A 17,421-nucleotide genomic window follows, 5' to 3' on the forward strand; every position below is an offset into this window, starting at 1 on the left:
AGATATATTCTCCTTTTAATAAAAGAGGAGGTGTTTATCAAAAAAAGTATGTAGAATATACAAAAACTGTTTTTTATTAAAGAGTAAAGATACTTTTTTGAAAGAAGATGAGCAATGATATTTTACAGTAGTTTTAAGTATGGTTTGCTTAAAATACTGTTAATTTTTATCGTTATTCATTGTCTTTTCTTGTAGTCACTAAAAAATCGGATGTTAGACAATAACATCCGATTTTTTTAGTAAAAATTTATAGATCAATTAAAGATTTATTCTTCTAATTTATCTTCCTCTGGAGGAATAATTCTTATAGAAGGTTCCTTAAATACTTTTTTGTTTGCTATTTTCTTTTCAAAAGTTAATAATAATGAAGGTAATAATAGTAAGTTAGAAACCATTGCCAATAATAAGGTTACAGAGACTAAGCCTCCTAATGCAATGGTGCCTCCAAAACTAGAAAGTGTAAAGGTTAAAAAGCCAAAAAAGAGTACAATAGAAGTATAGAACATACTTACCCCTGTTTCTCTTAGTGCTCCATAAACAGATGGTTTTACTCGCCAATTATTAGCCATTAATTCTTGCCTGTATTTAGCTAAAAAGTGAATCGTATCATCTACAGAAATACCGAACGCAATACTAAATACAAGTATGGTTGATGGTTTTATAGGAATACCAAAATACCCCATTAAACCAGCTGTAATTAATAATGGCAATATGTTTGGCAGTAATGAAATGAAAATCATTGGTGGAGATCTAAACATCCAAGCCATAAAAATGGCAATTAATAAAATAGCTAAGGATAATGAAATAACTAAATTGTGAATTAAATAATTGGTCCCTTTTATAAAAACTAATGCTTTACCTGTAACAGAAACTTCATATTTGTCTGACGGAAATTCTTTAGCAATTACTTCTTTTAAGCGCTCTTGAATTACATTCATCTTTTCAGTACCAATGTCTTTCATAAAAGTGGTTATTCTTGCATAACGACCTGTAGAATCTACAAAGTTTTTAAGCATACTAGCATCACTATTGGAATTTTTGGTATATGCAAAAATGTAACTTTGTTCTTGACTTGTTGGTAACTGATAATATTTAGGATTCCCTTTGTAGTAAGCTTGTTTAGAGTATTTTACTACATTGGTGATAGAAATTGGTTTAGAAAGTTCTGGAAAAGATTCTATTGCTTCATTTATTTTTTCCATCTTTTTTAAAGTAGACAAACTCATTACCCCTTTTTCCTTTTTAGTATCAACTAAAATCTCTAAAGGCATAATACCGCCAAATTCGGTTTCAAAGAATTTTATATCTTGATAAAACTCTAAACTTTTAGGCATGTCTTCTATTAAACTACCAGAAACTTTTATTTTATAAACACCTATAATTGCTGCAACGATAACAATAACTGTGGCAAAATAAATAGTAATTCTTTGGTTTCTTACCATTTTTTCCATCCAATTCACTACATTTTCAATCCACTTTGTTTCTAAGTGGTTTAAATGCTTCTTCTTTGGAAGCGGCATAAAACTATATAAAATAGGTATAATTAATAAGGCTAATATAAAGATACTTATTATATTAACTGAAGCTAAAATACCAAACTCTCTAAGTAAACTACTTTTCACAAAAATAAAAGTTGCAAACCCAGATGCAGTTGTAATATTTGTCATTAAAGTAGCATTACCCACTTTAGTAATTACACGTTGTAAAGCTTTTGCTTGTTGGCCATGTTTCTTTATTTCTTGTTGATATTTATTAATAAGAAAAACGGCATTTGGTACACCAATAACAATAATTAACGGAGGTATTAATGCCGATAAAACGGTTATTTCATAACCAAACCAACCTATAAAACCAAAGGCCCAAACAACACCTATCATTACTACTAAAAGTGTAATAAAGGTTGCTCTAAATGAGCGAAAGAAAAAGAAGAAAATAACTGCTGTAATACCTAATGCACCTACTACAAATAGTAGTATTTCATCTTGAATATTTTGTGCATTTAATGTTCTAATGTAGGGCATTCCGGATACTCGAATGTCTACATCATTTTCTTTTTCAAATTTATTTATGGTTGGTATTAAAATATCAAAAATAAAATCTCTACGTTGTGGTGTATTTATAATTTCTTTTTTAATATAAATGGCAGTCTGTAATGTACCTGTTTTTTTATTAAATAGTAAATTATCGTAGAAAGGTAGTTTTTCAAATAGCTGATTTTTTATATCTAGAACTTCTTGTGTTGTTGTTGGTTCTTTCTCATACAAAGGTTCTAGTACAAATTTTCTTTGTTTTCTATCTGCTTTTAATTTTTGAATATCAGCAATAGATATAGTAAAATCTATTTCTTCTAAACTATCAAATTTTTGAACTAAATTATTCCAAGCATTAAATTTTTTAGGTGTAAATACTGTAGAATCTTTTATACCTAAAATAACCAGGTTGCCTTCTTCTCCAAATATCTCTAAAAATTGATTGTATTCTAGATTAGCTATGTGATCTTCAGGTAATAAATTTGCTTCTGTATATGAGAATTTCATATACTTCATTTGTGAAGCTAATAAACCTGTAATGATGGCAATACCTATTAAAACCAAATAACGGTTTCTTAAGATAAGACCAGCAACTTTTGTCCAGAAATTCATTTAGTTAAATTTTAGAAATTGTAATTAATTTTATATTGTTATAAATAAAAAGAGAGTGTTAAGAAACACCCTCTTTTTTTATTGTGTCGGTTTTTTTAAACCTTCATTATTTCAACTTCTTTTACAGCTAGTTTTTCTTCTATCTGCTTTATAAAAGTATCTGTTAATTTTTGCACATCAGCTTCTGTTATTTTTTTAAGATCGTCTGAAGCCTCTGTTTTTTTAATATCATTATTTGCATCTTTACGAGCATTTCTAATACCAACTTTTGCGTGTTCTGCTTCTGCTTTGGCTTGTTTTGCTAAACCGATTCTTCTTTCTTCAGTTAATGGCGGTACATTAATCATAATAATATCACCATTATTCATTGGGTTAAAACCTAGATTGGCAACCATTATAGCTTTTTCTATAGGTTGTAACATGTTTTTCTCCCAAGGTTGAACAGATATTGTTCTTGGGTCTGGTGTAGTAACATTTGCAATTTGGCCTAACGGAGTTAGAGATCCATAATAATCTACCATTACATTTGCTAACATTGCAGGTGTTGCTTTACCAGCTCTTATAGTTCGTAATTCTTTAATTAAATGCTCAATAGCATTATTCATCGCCTCTTTAGCGGAATCAAGAATAAATTCAATTTCTTCGTTCATCGTCAGTAAATTTTAAAAAAAAAACTCTAATTAATGAGTATTAACAATAGTACCAATTTTTTCGCCAGAAACTAATTTCATTAAGTTTCCATTTGTGTTCATGTCAAAAACAATAATTGGCAATTTGTTTTCTTCACTTAATGTAAATGCAGTCATATCCATCACTTTAAGACCTTTTTTAATTACGTCTTTAAAAGTTATATTCTCAAATTTGATAGCATCTTTATTTTTTTCTGGATCTACATCATAGATTCCGTCTACACGAGTTCCTTTTAATATAGCATCTGCATCTATTTCAATTGCTCTTAGAACGGCAGCAGTATCTGTTGTAAAATATGGATTACCTGTTCCTGCACCAAAGATTACAACTCTTCCTTTTTCTAAGTGACGAATTGCTTTTCTTTTAATATACGGTTCTGCAACTTCTTTAATTTCTAAAGCTGTTTGCAATCGCGTATGAACATCTTCATCTTCTAATGCACTTTGCAATGCTAAGCCGTTAATACAGGTTGCTAACATCCCCATGTGGTCTCCTTGTACGCGGTCCATACCATTTGCAGCACCAGCAACACCTCTAAAGATATTTCCACCGCCAATTACAATGGCAACTTCGATTCCTTTTTGTACTACTTCTTTAATTTCTTTTGCGTATTCAGCTAAACGTTTAGGATCAATTCCGTATTGTCTTTCGCCCATTAAAGCTTCTCCGCTTAATTTTAAAAGAATTCTCTTGTATTGCATAGTTTATTTTGAAAGTTGTGCAAAATTAAGCTTTTTTTTTGAGTTTTGTTTTTTTGAGATACAAAAAAACCTCGCAATTCTAAAATTATAGAATGCGAGGTTTTAAATATTTATGTTCTTGTCTTCACAAGAATAGAAGATACATGTTTATCCTAAAGTAACTCTTTTGAATCCACTTACAGAAACATCACCATATGTACTTACATATTGTGCAACATTTTTCTTTTCATCTTTAATAAAAGCTTGGTCTAAAAGACATTGCTCTAAATCTAAAGTTGTATTGTCTGCAATAAATCTTTCCATTTTTCCTGGTAAAATTCTATCCCAGATTTTTTCTGGTTTTCCTTCTGCAGCTAATTCCGCTTTAGCAGCTTCTTCAGCTTTAGCTAAAATTTCATCAGATAATTGAGACATAGAAATATATTGAGGTACGTTTTTCAACGTTTTCCCTAATCTTCCTAATTCAATATTATCTTTTTCAATTACAGCAATTCTTGCTTCTGTTTCAGCAGCAACAAATGCAGGATCAAAATCTTTATAAGATAAAGTAGATGCTCCCATAGATGCTATTTGCATAGCTACGTCTTTAGATAATACATCAGCATTATCAACAGCAGCAGTTAAACCAACTAATGCAGCAATTTTACCAATGTGAGTATAGGCACCAACATAAGCAGCTTCGATTTTCTCAAAAGCAGTTATCTCTAACTTTTCTCCAATAACACCAGTTTGCTCAATTAATTTATCAGCAACAGTCATTCCTCCAAAATCAGCAGCTAAGAAAGATTCTTTATCAGCATGATTTAAAGCAATTTCTGCAAATTGACTTCCTAATGCTACGAAAGCATCATTTTTACCAACAAAATCAGTTTCACAAGCTAATACGATTGCTACTCCAACAGTATTATCAGCATTGATTTTTGTTACTGCAACTCCTTCTGTAGATTCTCTATCAGCTCTTTTTGCAGCAATTTTTTGACCTTTTTTACGTAAAATATCAATTGCTTTATCAAAATCACCAACAGCCTCAACTAATGCCTTTTTACAGTCCATCATTCCAGCTCCAGTTGCTTCTCTTAATTTTTTAACATCAGCAGCACTAATCTTTACTGTTTCCATGTTATGTATGTTTTTTAGTTAGAATTATTTTTTTTCTTCAGCAGGTGCTTCAGTAACTTCTGCCTTAGGAGCTGCTGCTTCAGCTTTTGGAGCTGCAACTTCTTTAGTTTCTTTTACTTTTTCTTTGTCTGCTTTTCTATCTGATAAACCTTCTGCAATTGCATTAGTAACATAAGATAATACTTTGTCTATAGACTTAGAAGCATCATCATTTGCTGGAATGATAAAATCTACTAATCTAGGATCAGAGTTTGTATCAACCATTGCAAAAATAGGAATACTTAATTTTTGAGCTTCTGCTACTGCAATGTGCTCTTTTTTAATATCTACTACAAATAATGCACCAGGTAAACGAGTCATATCTGAAATAGAACCTAAATTCTTTTCTAATTTTTCTCTCTGACGATTGATTTGTAATTTTTCTCTTTTAGATAATGCATCAAAAGATCCATCTAACTTCATTCTATCAATATGAGCCATTTTCTTAACAGCTTTTCTAATAGTAATAAAGTTTGTTAACATACCACCAGGCCATCTTTCTGTGATGTAAGGCATGTTTACTGCTTTTGCTTTTTCTGCAACAATATCTTTTGCTTGTTTTTTAGTAGCTACAAATAAAATTTTACGTCCAGAGTTAGCGATCTTTTTTAAAGCTTCTGAAGTTTCTTCTATTTTTGCTGCTGTTTTATACAAATCGATGATGTGTACACCATTACGTTCTGTATAAATGTATGGAGCCATGTTTGGGTTCCATTTTCTAGTTAAGTGTCCAAAGTGTACACCACTATCTAATAACTCTTGAATATTTACGTTTGCCATTTTCTTAAATGTGTTTACTTTCTGTTTTGAAATCAATAGTTAGGTAGTCTTTCGAGTCCTAACTATTTAGATGCTAAACTGTTTAATATTAAAATATAATAACAGTTCTCGATATAATATAGTGCAGAATAAATTCTGACAAATATTAACGTTTCGAGAATTGGAATTTTTTACGTGCTTTTTTCTGACCGAATTTCTTACGTTCAACCATTCTTGGGTCACGAGTTAATAAACCTTCTGGTTTCAAGACAATTCTATGATCTGCATCAATATGAACTAAAGCTCTTGTAATAGCTAAACGGATAGCTTCTGCTTGTCCTGTTACACCACCACCGTAAACATTAACTTTAATGTCGTAAGACTCTAAGTTTTCTGTTAACATTAAAGGTTGTTGTACTTTGTACTGTAAAGTTCCAGTAGTAAAGTAATTTTTATAATCTTTTTTGTTTACTGTAATGTTTCCTGTTCCTTCAGAAAGATAAATACGAGCAACAGCTGTTTTTCTTCTACCGATTTTATGTACTATATCCATTATTTAAGATCGTTAAGGTTAATAGCTTTAGGTGCTTGACCTGCGTGTTTGTGCTCTGTACCTGCATATACATACAAGTTTCTGTAAAGTGCTGCTCCTAAAATATTTTTAGGTAACATTCCTTTTACTGCTTTTTCGATTAATCTTGTAGGATCTTTCTCAAACATTTCTGTTGCAGTTAACGATCTTTGTCCTCCTGGATAACCTGTGTGACGAATGTAAGATTTGTCTCTCCATTTGTTACCAGTAAGGTTAATTTTTTCTGCGTTGATGATAACCACGTTATCTCCACAATCTACGTGAGGAGTAAAATTTGGTTTGTTTTTACCTCTAATTAGCTTTGCTACTTTAGAAGCTAGACGACCCAACGTTTGCCCGTCTGCATCAACTAAAACCCACTCCTTGTTTACGGTAGCGCTGTTTGCTGATACTGTTTTGTAACTTAATGTGTTCATAATTACACTATTAGTTTTTGTTTATTAATAATTGAATTTTCCTTAAAAAAGGAGTGCAAATGTACTGTATTTTATTTGATTGACAAATAGTGCTTTAGATTTATTTTGTACTTAATGTATTAATGTTTTTTACATGTTAGTAGTTCTCAAAATTTTTAAGATAATAAAAGTTACTTTTGTTGTATAATTAAGGGCATTTTACGCAATCTTTATACTAGCCAACCATCCATATGAAATTTTATTTATTTACTTTATTATTAATAGTAAGTATTTCGTTTACTACCTATTCGCAAGAATCAACGAATGAAATTATACCAAAAAGAGTTTATAATACAAAGAAATTAAAAGAAGTAGCAATAATAGATGGTGTTATCTCGGAAGATGCTTGGAATGTTGTAGAATGGTCATCAGACTTCGTACAGAAAGAACCAAATGAAGGAGTTGCACCAATGCATCAAACAAAATTTAAAGTAATGTATGATGATAAGTATTTATACATTGCTATTAGAGCTTTTGATGATAAACCAGAATTAATTCAGCAAAGACTTACACGTAGAGATGGTTTTGCTGGTGATAGGGTAAATGTAATTATTGATAGTTATCATGATAAAAGAACCGCATTTGCATTTACAACAACTGCTGCAGGGGTAAAAGGTGAAGAAATTGTTACGCAAAATGGCGATAATTGGGATGATAGTTGGAACCCTATTTGGTATACAGATGCTAAGGTAGATAACAAAGGCTATACCGTAGAAATGAAAATTCCTTTTAGCCAGTTACGCTTTGGTAATGCAAAAGAACAAATATGGGGGTTTAATATTAATCGAACTTTTTTTAGAAAACAAGAACGATCTTTATGGCAAAGAATTCCAAATTCTCAATCTGGGTTTATTAGTGAAGCTGGTGAGTTGCATGGATTAATAGATTTAGTATCGCAAAAACAATTAGAAATTCAGCCTTTTGCAGTTTTACAATATGATTCTTATCCAAAAGAGGGGAATAACCCGTTTAGAGATGGAAGTGATTTTAAACTAAATGCGGGTTTAGATGCTAAAATTGGAATTACAAACGATTTAACGCTAGACTTAACGATAAACCCAGATTTTGGACAAGTAGAAGCAGATCCAGGAGCGATTGCTTTAGATGGATTTCAAATATTTTTTAAAGAACAGCGTCCTTTTTTTGTTGAAAATAAGAATATTTTCAATTTTGAGTTTGCTGACGGAAGTGATAACATTTTTTATAGTAGAAGAATCGGTAGAAATCCTCATAAAAAAGTTGGTAATAATATAGAAACTGATCTTATTTTACAAGATGATGAATTTGCAGATGTACCACAGAATTCAACTATTTTAGGTGCTGCAAAATTTTCAGGAAAAACACAGAATGGTTGGTCTATTGGTGTTTTAGAAAGTGTTACAGCAAATGAATTTGCAAAAATTAAAGAAACAAATGGTAATACCAGAAAAGAAATTGTAGAGCCTTTAACAAACTATTTTATTGCCAGAGCTCAAAAAGATTTTAATGAGCGTAACTCTTTCATAGGAGGAATTTTTACAGCAACAAACAGAAATTTAGAGGATAATTTTTCAGATTTACACAAAGCTGCTTATACAGGAGGAGTAGATTTTAGGCATACTTGGCATAATAGAGATTTTTATTTGGAAGGGAATACAATTTTAAGTCATGTTAAAGGAAGTGAAGAAGCAATTTTAGATACACAAACATCTATTGCCCGATTGTTTCAAAGACCAGATGCAGATTATGTAGATTTAGATCCAACAAGAACTTCGCTAACAGGAAGTGGAGGTAGGGTTGAATTTGGGAAGCAAGGTGGAGGAAACTGGCGTTATAATGGAGGTTTTATTTGGCGTTCGCCAGAATTAGAATTGAATGATGTAGGCTTTTTACGTCATACAGATGAAATGATTCAATTTACACAAGTAAGATATTTATGGCAAATTCCTAAAGGTATTTATAGAGATATAGATTTAAGTGCAGAGCAATCTACTATTTATGATTTTGGAGGCAATTTAAATAAATCTCGTTTTGCACTTGAAGGAAGGGTTAATTGGAAAAATAATTGGTCTTCAAATATAGGCATGGGATCTAGTACGCAAATGCATAGAAACTCTTTTTTAAGAGGTGGACCGCGCTTTAAAGTAGCAGATGATAAATTTATATATGCTTTTGTAGAAACGGATAAAAGTAAAAAATTTAGTCTTAAACTTGGTTATGTTCGTATTAGAAGTGAAGAAAACGTAAGTGATACAGATAAATATGAGTTTAAAATAAATTACCAACCTTTTAATTCTTTTAGTATGTCTTTAGAAAATGTATTGGAAAAAACTTCTGATAAATCTCAATATGTAACAACTAAAGATTTTGGTAATTTAAAAAGATATATTTTAGGAAATATTGAAAATGATTCGTGGACGACAACTTTACGATTAAATTATAGTTTAAATCCTAATATGTCTATTCAGTTTTATGGGCAACCTTATATTGCTCGTGGAAGATATTCCGATTTTAATTACGTTACTAATTCAACAGCATCTAGTATTAATGACAGGGTAAGGATGTATAATGAGAATGAGATTTCTGAAAACAATGATCATTTTTCTATTGATGAAAATTTAGATGCAATTGCAGATTACACATTTAAGAACCCAGATTTTTCTTATGTACAATTTAGAACAAACTTAGTGGCAAGATGGGAGTATATACCAGGCTCTGAGTTGTTTTTTGTTTGGGCAAGAGGTGGCGCTGGTTCTGATGATGCTAGAAATTCATTATCAAGAAGCTTTAGAAACCAAATTTTAGACAAACCTTTAGAAAGTACTTTTTTAATAAAAGCAACGTATAGATTTGTAAGGTAATATAAACGGTTTATAAATGATAATTAGCATTATTACTTGTGAACCTAAACTTAATTTATCAAATTTATTTTACATATAACGGCCTTCTAATAATGTAAAATTTGTAAGATTAAAATAAATGAAAACCACTTTATTTTTGGTTGATAAATATTTATTTTACTTTATTATTATTTAAAAAGTAGCCTAAAAAAAGCTTAATCTGTCTTTTTTTACTTCTTTAATAATAGAGCATTTCCGTTTTTGTTAGTATAAAAATAAGCATAACATTTTTTTTTGAGAACCCACATTTTATGCAATTTCTAAAACGGTATTGTATTGTATGTTTTTTTGCTGAATTTTTACTTTCGCTGTTTAAAGTTTGTCAAGAAACTCAATTAAGAAATAAGCGTAAAACTTAAATACAAAAAAAGCATCAAAATTAATTGATGCTTTTAGTATTATATGTTTTTACAGTTTTAAACTACAACTATAAATTGTTTATTTAAGAATTACTCTCCATCCGTAAGGATCTTCGGCTTGGTTTGTTTGTATGTCTGTAATCGCTTTCTTTAGAGTTCCTGCAAAAGGTGCTTCTAATTCTGGTAAATCATAATCAGAACCTTGGTATCCAAAAGCTGCAATAGGAGAAATTACTGCAGCAGTTCCTGCTCCAAACATTTCTTTTAAACTACCACTTTGTGCAGCAGCAATTACTTCAGAAACTGTAATTTTTCTAACTTCTACATCAATATTCATGTCCTCAGCAATCTGAATAACACTTTTACGTGTAATTCCATTTAAGATTCTATCGCTTGTAGGACTTGTAATTAAAGTATCATTAATTCTAATGAAAATATTCATTGCACCAGCTTCCTCAATATATTCGTGCGTATTATCATCCGTCCAAATAACTTGATTGTATCCTTTTTCTATGGCCAATTGTGTAGGGTAAAACTGAGCAGCATAATTACCACCAGCTTTTGCAAAACCAACACCACCATTTGCAGCACGAGCATATTTTTCTTCAATTAAAACTTTTACTTTGCCAGAAAAATATGCGCCAGAAGGAGCTGTACAAATTATAAATTTATAAGCATCTGCCGGAGAAGCGTGAAATCCTATTCCAGAAGCAAACATAAAAGGTCTAATATATAAAGAGCTTCCTTCATTAGTAGGAATCCATTTATTATCAACTTCTAATAATTTTTTTAAACCTTCCATAAAAACATCTTCAGGAACTGCAGGGATAACCAAACGTTCTGCAGATTTATTTAAACGCTTCCAGTTTTCTAAAGGTCTAAATAACATCGTGTTTTCATCTGCATCTTTGTAGGCTTTCATACCTTCAAAAATAGATTGTCCGTAGTGGAAAATCTTTGCAGATGGGTCTAATGAGATAGGTGCATAAGGTTTAATAACAGGTGTTTGCCACTCGCCATCTATAAAGTCACACTCTAACATGTGGTCAGAATATACACTACCAAATGGTAGATTGTTAAAATCTACAGAATCGATCTTCGATTTTTCTATACGTTGAATTTCTATATCAGATTTCATTCTTTTTGATTGAATTATTGGACAAATGTACATAAAATATTCATCGGTCGATATAACTAATCATTGCTTTTACTCATTATAATATGTACTTTTGTTCGATACTCATTAAATTTAGAAAATATGAAATATGTAATATCCTTTTGTTTGGTTATTTTATTTGGTTTTACGGCATGTAAAGAAGGCAAGAAAGCAGCCAATGAAACATCAGAACCAAAACAAGAAGTGGTTTATGAATCTTTCGGAGAAAAAATTGAGTTAGACAATGCAATTACTTCAGAAGAGTTATTAGCTAAATTTAAAACCATGAAAACTGGTGATACAATTAATGTAAAGTTTGCATCTAGTATTAAAGAAGTTTGTTCTAAAAAAGGATGTTGGATGAAGTTGCCTTTAAATGAAGAAACTGAAACGATGGTTCGTTTTAAAGATTATGGTTTTTTTATGCCTTTAGATTCTCAAGGAAAAGAAGTGGTTTTAAATGGTAAAGCATTTGTACAAGAAACATCTGTAGAAGAATTGCAACATTACGCAGAAGATGCAGGGAAAACTAAAGAAGAAATAGCAAAAATTACCGAGCCTAAAAAAGAATTTACTTTTGAGGCAGATGGTGTTTTAATGAGAAAGTAAAAATTAGTTTCAATAAGTAATAAGTCTACATATTTTGAAAAGAGAAATTCTAATAACTTCCGATGGTTCTACAACCATTAATTTACCCGATTTAAATGAACAATATCATTCTAAAAACGGTTCAATAAACGAGTCTTACCATGTTTTTATTAATAGCGGATTAAAATTAGTTACTGCAGAAGAAGTATCTATCTTAGAAATTGGTTTTGGTACAGGTTTAAACTGTTTTATTACCTATTTAGAAGCAAAAAGAAATATAAACTATGTTGGTGTAGAAGCATATCCTGTTACTGCAGAAGAAGTAGAGAATATGAATTTTATTACTGTTTTAAAAGCAGAAAAAGAAAGTGCTGTATTCGATAAAATGCACGCTGTTTCTTGGGAAGAAAAGCATCAAATTTCAGATACTTTTTCACTCATAAAAAGGAAGCAGTTTTTTGAAGATATCGAAGATAAAGACACGTTTAATTTAATTTATTTTGATGCCTTTGGTGCTCGTGTACAACCGCAATTATGGACGGTAGAGATTTTCCGTAAAATGTTTGATGCATTAAAAGAAAACGGAATTTTAGTAACTTATTCGGCAAAAGGAAGCGTTAGAAGAGCGATGCAAGAAGTTGGTTTAACAGTAGAGCGTTTGCCTGGACCTCCGGGGAAAAGAGAAATGTTAAGAGCAACTAAAATAACGACAAAAACGAACGAGTAAAAAACATTCAGATGGAATTCAAAAGAAAATTTGGAAGACAAAAGCAATCTAAACCTACAAAAGGCCTTTTTTTAATTGCTGTTTTAGCTTTCGTTTTAATCCTTTGGTTTAAAGCCGAAGATATTATGAATGCTTTATTTTAATAGTTTTTTAGAAGCTATTTCCTGCTTTACATTATATCTTTTTATAGCTGTCTTTGCGAAGTTTACTTTTTTGTAAACTGTGGCAATCTCTTTAAGGTTAACAGATTGCTTCGTTCCTCGCAATGACGATTTTTTAATAGGGAATATAAAGGTTGCTACTTCAATCAGGGCTAAACTTGTTTGCAATAAATATTCATTTACCTAAAGTAGAAGTTACTTTTTAAAACGTCTTCCTTTCCAATTGTACTTAAAAAAGAGCGATTTAAAAATAACGAGAAGGCTAAAAAAAGGATACAAGAAGCTTGCAAAAAGATACCATTTATAAAAGTGTTTTTCCTGTTTAAAAAACTGAATTGTAGGCAAGAATAAAAACAAATCAATAATTACTTTTAACACAAAAGGAATAAAAAGCATTTCTAAGCTTCCAAGCAATAAATAGTAAACAACAACAAAGTTGGCGAGTAAAACCAATAAACCAATTAGCTTTACTTTTAAAGAACTAAAATTACCTGTTTTTGCAGCCCAACGTGTTCTTTGGTTTACTAAATCACTCCATGTTTTTACAGGAAATGTAGTAACAATAGCCGCTGCTGATTTTAAATAAAAAACACTTTTTTTATCAGCAATTATAAATTTTTCAAACAGAAAAACATCATCTCCGCTAGCAATATTGTTGTTGCCTTCAAAACCGTTTAGTTGTAGAAAAGCATCTTTTCTGTAAGCAAAGTTTGCACCGTTGCATAAAAAAGGAAAATCCATTCCAAAACCACCAATGGTAGTTCCTTGCATACTCATAAAATCTAATAATTGAAACTGCTCTAAAAAGTTGTTTTTAGCTTTATAGTTTACAGGAGCAACCACCATTTTTGCATTATTATTCTGAATAAAAATATCTAAGCTTTTTAACCAATTTTCAGGTAAAATACAATCTGCATCTGAAGTAACAATCCAATTGTTTTTTGCCTCAGAAATAGCTGTTGTAATGGCGTCTTTTTTTGGTGAGTTGGAGGTTCTATTGTTTCTTATAATACGAATGTCAGTTCGAGTGATTTCCCTTTTTTTCGAAATTGTATCGAGAACTTGTTTGCTTTTTGAGATTTCTCCTCGTTCCTCGTTCGAAATAACAAATTGTTGAATTATTTCAACAGAGTCATCAGTAGAAGCATCATCAACCAAAATAAATTCAACCAAGTCTTTTGGGTAATTCAGTTCCTCAATTGATTGTAATAAAATAGGTAGGTTTTCAGCTTCATTTCTAAAAGGGATAATTACTGAAAATGAGGTTTTATTTACTGTTGCTACTTCCTTAAATTCTTTAACTTTTTTAAAGCCAATTCTTAACCAAACAATTAGAATTGCATAAGAAGTAAATGTGAAAATTAAGAACCAAATCATTTTGTAAAACTAGGTTTAAAAGTTAACACAAAATAACTACCAATAATTGCGGGTAGTACAAAATTTAAAATCCACATTAAAGTGGTTGTAGATAGAATGATAAGAGGTTCTATATTTAAAAACGAAAATATCCAAATAGCTACAGATCCTTTTAAGATAACATCAAATAATGACAGCATTGGTATTGTAGAAGCTATCAAGTAAACGGAGGTAATTGCCGAAATTGCATCAACATAAGAAATATCAACATTAAAAATGAGTAATAAAAAGTAAAACTGATGTGAGAAAACTAAGAACCGAAACAATGATAAAATAGCAACTTTTATATTTAGCGTCAACGGTATACTTTTTATAAAATTCCTTGCTTTTTCAAAAGTAAAGCCTTTGAAGTTAAGTTTTTTTAGTAGAAAAAATAAGACAAGAATTAGAATAAATACTAAAAGTAAAATTTTAAAAATTTGATATAGATCAACATTTATTTTATGACTAAGAACAAAATAACAGAGGCCGATACTTCCAAAAAATAAGGTCATTACCATTTGATAAAAGTTACCAACCAAATTTAAACCTAATATTTGCTTTCTATATTTCTTATTAAAATAAAGTGCTTTTGCTCCGTATTCTCCAATTCTATTGGGTGTAATTAAAGAAGTTGTTAAGGAAGCTAAAGATTGTTTTGTGGCTTCAAAAAAGGATATTTGTTTTACAAAACCGACAAGAGATTTCCATTTTAATATTTCTAAAAACCAATTTAAAAATGTGAGAAGAGATAGAAAAAATATGATTTTGATAGAAAAAATATCATTTTCTATTAAATTTTTATAAAAAACAGTGAATTTTAACTGTTCGTTATCAACCAGTTTTGTGTAAATAAAATATCCGCAACCAATTACAATCGATAGTTTTATTATCAACCAAAAGAATTGTTTAGATTTGTATGAGAGCGAATTATACATGGTTTGCAAAGTAACAAATAATCATCAGTATTTTTGGTGATAAAAACAAAAACAATCTACCAGTTTGGCGATAGAAAAAATTATTTTAGGCATTGATCCGGGAACTACAATTATGGGTTTTGGTTTGATAAAAGTTGTTGGTAAGAAGATGGAATTTATTCAGATGAATGAATTAATGTTGCAGAAATACGATGATCACTACCTAAAATTAAAACTAATTTTTGAGCGTACTATTGAGTTAATAGATACTTATAATCCTGATGAAATAGCTATTGAAGCACCGTTTTTTGGAAAGAATGTACAATCTATGTTAAAGTTAGGTAGAGCACAAGGAGTTGCTATGGCAGCAGGTTTGTCTCGCGAAATTCCGATTACAGAGTATTTGCCAAAGAAAATTAAAATGGCAGTTACCGGAAGCGGAAGCGCAAGTAAAGAACAAGTTGCTTTGATGTTAAAATCACTTTTAAACTTAAAAACATTACCAAAAAACTTAGATGCAACAGATGGTTTGGCAGCTGCAGTTTGCCATTTCTATAATTCAGGAAAAGTAGTTGGTGGAAAGAATTATACAGGTTGGGCGAGTTTTGTGAAACAGAATGAGAAACGCGTTAAGAAATAATGTTTAGTTTTCAGTAGCAGTAGCAGTAGCAGTGTTCAGTTGTGGTAATCAGTAAAAATAAAAATTATGAGTTTTACAGATTTATTAGCTCTTAAAAAATCGTTTTCTTTGGCAATGAATATTTTTGAGGTTTCAAAATCATTTCCGAAAGAAGAAAAATATTCACTTACAGATCAAGTAAGAAGATCTTATAGAAGTGTCTCTGCAAATATATCTGAAGCTTATAGAAAAAGACAATATCCTAAGCACTTTGTTAGTAAATTAAGTGATTCGGATGCTGAAAATTCTGAAACTTACACTTGGTTATTGTTTGCTTTAAAATGTGAGTACTTTGATAAAAATACTTTTGAAAAATTAGCTTCCGAAAATTTAGAAGTAGGAAGATTAATAAATTATATGATTAATAATCCTGGTAAATTTGGTGTCAAGTAATTCTGCCAACTGATACTGTAAACTGAGAACTAATTTATGTCCGGAATATATATTCACATACCATTCTGTAAGCAAGCATGTTTTTATTGCGATTTTCATTTTTCTACTTCGTTAAAGAAAAAGGAAGATATGATTTCGTCTTTAATTAAAGAGATAGAAATTAGAAAAGACGAGTTAGAAAACACCATTATAGAAACTATTTATTTTGGAGGCGGAACACCGTCTGTTTTAAATACAGAAGAAATTAATTTGTTAATTGATGCTGTGTATAAAAATCATACAGTAATTGAGAATCCAGAAATTACGTTAGAAGCAAATCCGGATGATTTGTCTGAAGAAAAAATAATTGAACTATCTAAATCACCAATAAATAGATTAAGTATTGGCGTGCAATCTTTTTTTGAGAAAGATTTAAAACTCATGAATCGTGCGCATAATTCATCCGAAGCTAAAAATTGCTTAACAATTGCAACTCGTTACTTTAAGAATATTTCTGTTGATTTAATTTACGGAATTCCAGATTGTACCAATGAAGAATGGAGAGATAATATACAAACGGCACTGAGTTTCGGAATTCCACATATATCTAGTTATGCGTTAACGGTTGAGCCAAAAACGGCATTAGCAGCGTTGATTAAAAAAGGGGAAATTAAAAATGTGGATGATGAAAAAGCAGAGGAACAATTTCATATTTTAATAGAAGAATTATCGAAAGTAAATTTTGTGCATTACGAGTTGTCTAACTTTGGTAAAGAAGGTTTTTTTAGTCAGAATAATTCTTCTTATTGGTTGGGTAAATCGTATTTAGGTATTGGTCCTTCTGCACATTCTTTTAACGGAACCCAACGAAGTTGGAATGTAAGAAATAATGCGAAATATATAAAAGCGATTCAAGAAAACACGCTTCCAATAGAAAGAGAGACACTCACAAAAACGGATGGTTATAATGAATATATTATGACAGGTTTAAGAACCATTTGGGGAGTTTCTTTTGATAAAATAAAAACAGATTTCGGAGAAAAATATATTAAATATTTAGAAAAGCAATCTGAAAAATATATTGAGCAAGAATTATTGTATATTGAAAACCAAATTTTAAAAACAACCCAAAAAGGAAAGTTTTTATCAGACGGAATATCCTCGGATTTATTTATGGTAAACTAGGTTATT

Annotated in this window: 17 protein-coding genes; 7 read left to right on the forward strand and 10 right to left on the reverse strand. The window is 30.4% G+C overall.

Features of this window, described 5'->3' with window-relative positions; translation table 11 throughout:
- Positions 1–266: 266 nt before the first annotated feature.
- From GQS58_RS06775 to rplM, 7 genes are all read right to left on the reverse strand, one after another.
- On the reverse strand, positions 267–2,642 hold the full coding sequence (locus GQS58_RS06775; RefSeq protein WP_166384191.1) for an efflux RND transporter permease subunit: 2,376 nt from the start codon (positions 2,640–2,642) through the stop codon (positions 267–269).
- 95 nt (positions 2,643–2,737) lie between these two features.
- On the reverse strand, positions 2,738–3,292 hold the full coding sequence (gene frr, locus GQS58_RS06780; RefSeq protein WP_166384193.1) for a ribosome recycling factor: 555 nt from the start codon (positions 3,290–3,292) through the stop codon (positions 2,738–2,740).
- A 30-nt stretch (positions 3,293–3,322) separates the two neighbouring features.
- Positions 3,323–4,033, reverse strand: a complete 711-nt coding sequence (gene pyrH / locus GQS58_RS06785) for a UMP kinase (RefSeq protein WP_166384195.1) — start codon at positions 4,031–4,033, stop codon at positions 3,323–3,325.
- 147 nt (positions 4,034–4,180) lie between these two features.
- Positions 4,181–5,152, reverse strand: coding sequence for a translation elongation factor Ts (gene tsf, locus GQS58_RS06790; RefSeq protein ID WP_166384197.1), 972 nt, complete (start codon positions 5,150–5,152; stop codon positions 4,181–4,183).
- Between the two features lie 24 nt (positions 5,153–5,176).
- Positions 5,177–5,971 (reverse strand): 30S ribosomal protein S2, encoded by a 795-nt coding sequence (rpsB, locus tag GQS58_RS06795; protein WP_166384199.1) that lies wholly within the window; start codon positions 5,969–5,971, stop codon positions 5,177–5,179.
- Between the two features lie 145 nt (positions 5,972–6,116).
- Positions 6,117–6,503, reverse strand: coding sequence for a 30S ribosomal protein S9 (gene rpsI / locus GQS58_RS06800; RefSeq protein WP_166384201.1), 387 nt, complete (start codon positions 6,501–6,503; stop codon positions 6,117–6,119).
- Entirely contained in the window at positions 6,503–6,958 is a 456-nt protein-coding gene (gene rplM / locus GQS58_RS06805; protein WP_166384203.1) for a 50S ribosomal protein L13, read from the reverse strand. The genes rpsI and rplM overlap by 1 nt, the downstream gene beginning before the upstream one ends.
- Positions 6,959–7,188: 230 nt before the next feature.
- On the opposite strand from rplM, the gene GQS58_RS06810 reads away from it, so the two are divergent.
- On the forward strand, positions 7,189–9,837 hold the full coding sequence (locus tag GQS58_RS06810) for a DUF5916 domain-containing protein (RefSeq protein WP_166384205.1): 2,649 nt from the start codon (positions 7,189–7,191) through the stop codon (positions 9,835–9,837).
- A gap of 477 nt (positions 9,838–10,314) precedes the next feature.
- On the opposite strand, the gene GQS58_RS06815 is transcribed toward GQS58_RS06810, so the two are convergent.
- On the reverse strand, positions 10,315–11,373 hold the full coding sequence (locus GQS58_RS06815; RefSeq protein WP_166384207.1) for a branched-chain amino acid aminotransferase: 1,059 nt from the start codon (positions 11,371–11,373) through the stop codon (positions 10,315–10,317).
- Between the two features lie 120 nt (positions 11,374–11,493).
- Here GQS58_RS06815 and GQS58_RS06820 point away from each other — a divergent pair, with 120 nt between their 5' ends.
- From GQS58_RS06820 to GQS58_RS17290, 3 genes are read left to right on the forward strand one after another with little or no spacing between them, the layout of a single operon-like run.
- A complete protein-coding gene (locus tag GQS58_RS06820; protein ID WP_166384209.1) occupies positions 11,494–12,000 on the forward strand; it encodes a DUF4920 domain-containing protein in 507 nt (168 codons plus the stop codon).
- A 34-nt stretch (positions 12,001–12,034) separates the two neighbouring features.
- Positions 12,035–12,706, forward strand: a complete 672-nt coding sequence (gene mnmD / locus GQS58_RS06825; protein ID WP_166384211.1) for a tRNA (5-methylaminomethyl-2-thiouridine)(34)-methyltransferase MnmD — start codon at positions 12,035–12,037, stop codon at positions 12,704–12,706.
- 11 nt (positions 12,707–12,717) lie between these two features.
- A complete protein-coding gene (locus GQS58_RS17290) occupies positions 12,718–12,849 on the forward strand; it encodes a hypothetical protein (RefSeq protein WP_262887957.1) in 132 nt (43 codons plus the stop codon).
- Between the two features lie 213 nt (positions 12,850–13,062).
- Here the strand turns inward: GQS58_RS17290 and GQS58_RS06830 are convergent, their stop codons facing one another.
- On the reverse strand, positions 13,063–14,244 hold the full coding sequence (locus tag GQS58_RS06830; protein WP_166384213.1) for a glycosyltransferase family 2 protein: 1,182 nt from the start codon (positions 14,242–14,244) through the stop codon (positions 13,063–13,065).
- Positions 14,241–15,158, reverse strand: coding sequence for a hypothetical protein (locus GQS58_RS06835; protein WP_240914572.1), 918 nt, complete (start codon positions 15,156–15,158; stop codon positions 14,241–14,243). The genes GQS58_RS06830 and GQS58_RS06835 overlap by 4 nt, the downstream gene beginning before the upstream one ends.
- Positions 15,159–15,264: 106 nt before the next feature.
- On the opposite strand from GQS58_RS06835, the gene ruvC reads away from it, so the two are divergent.
- From ruvC to hemW, 3 genes are all read left to right on the forward strand, one after another.
- A complete protein-coding gene (gene ruvC, locus GQS58_RS06840; protein ID WP_166384217.1) occupies positions 15,265–15,819 on the forward strand; it encodes a crossover junction endodeoxyribonuclease RuvC in 555 nt (184 codons plus the stop codon).
- Between the two features lie 66 nt (positions 15,820–15,885).
- Positions 15,886–16,251 (forward strand): four helix bundle protein, encoded by a 366-nt coding sequence (locus GQS58_RS06845; RefSeq protein WP_166384219.1) that lies wholly within the window; start codon positions 15,886–15,888, stop codon positions 16,249–16,251.
- Between the two features lie 36 nt (positions 16,252–16,287).
- On the forward strand, positions 16,288–17,415 hold the full coding sequence (gene hemW, locus GQS58_RS06850; protein WP_166384221.1) for a radical SAM family heme chaperone HemW: 1,128 nt from the start codon (positions 16,288–16,290) through the stop codon (positions 17,413–17,415).
- Positions 17,416–17,421 lie beyond the last annotated feature (6 nt).

The sequence above is a fragment of the Polaribacter sp. 11A2H genome, assembly GCF_011379025.1.
Lineage (GTDB): Bacteria > Bacteroidota > Bacteroidia > Flavobacteriales > Flavobacteriaceae > Polaribacter.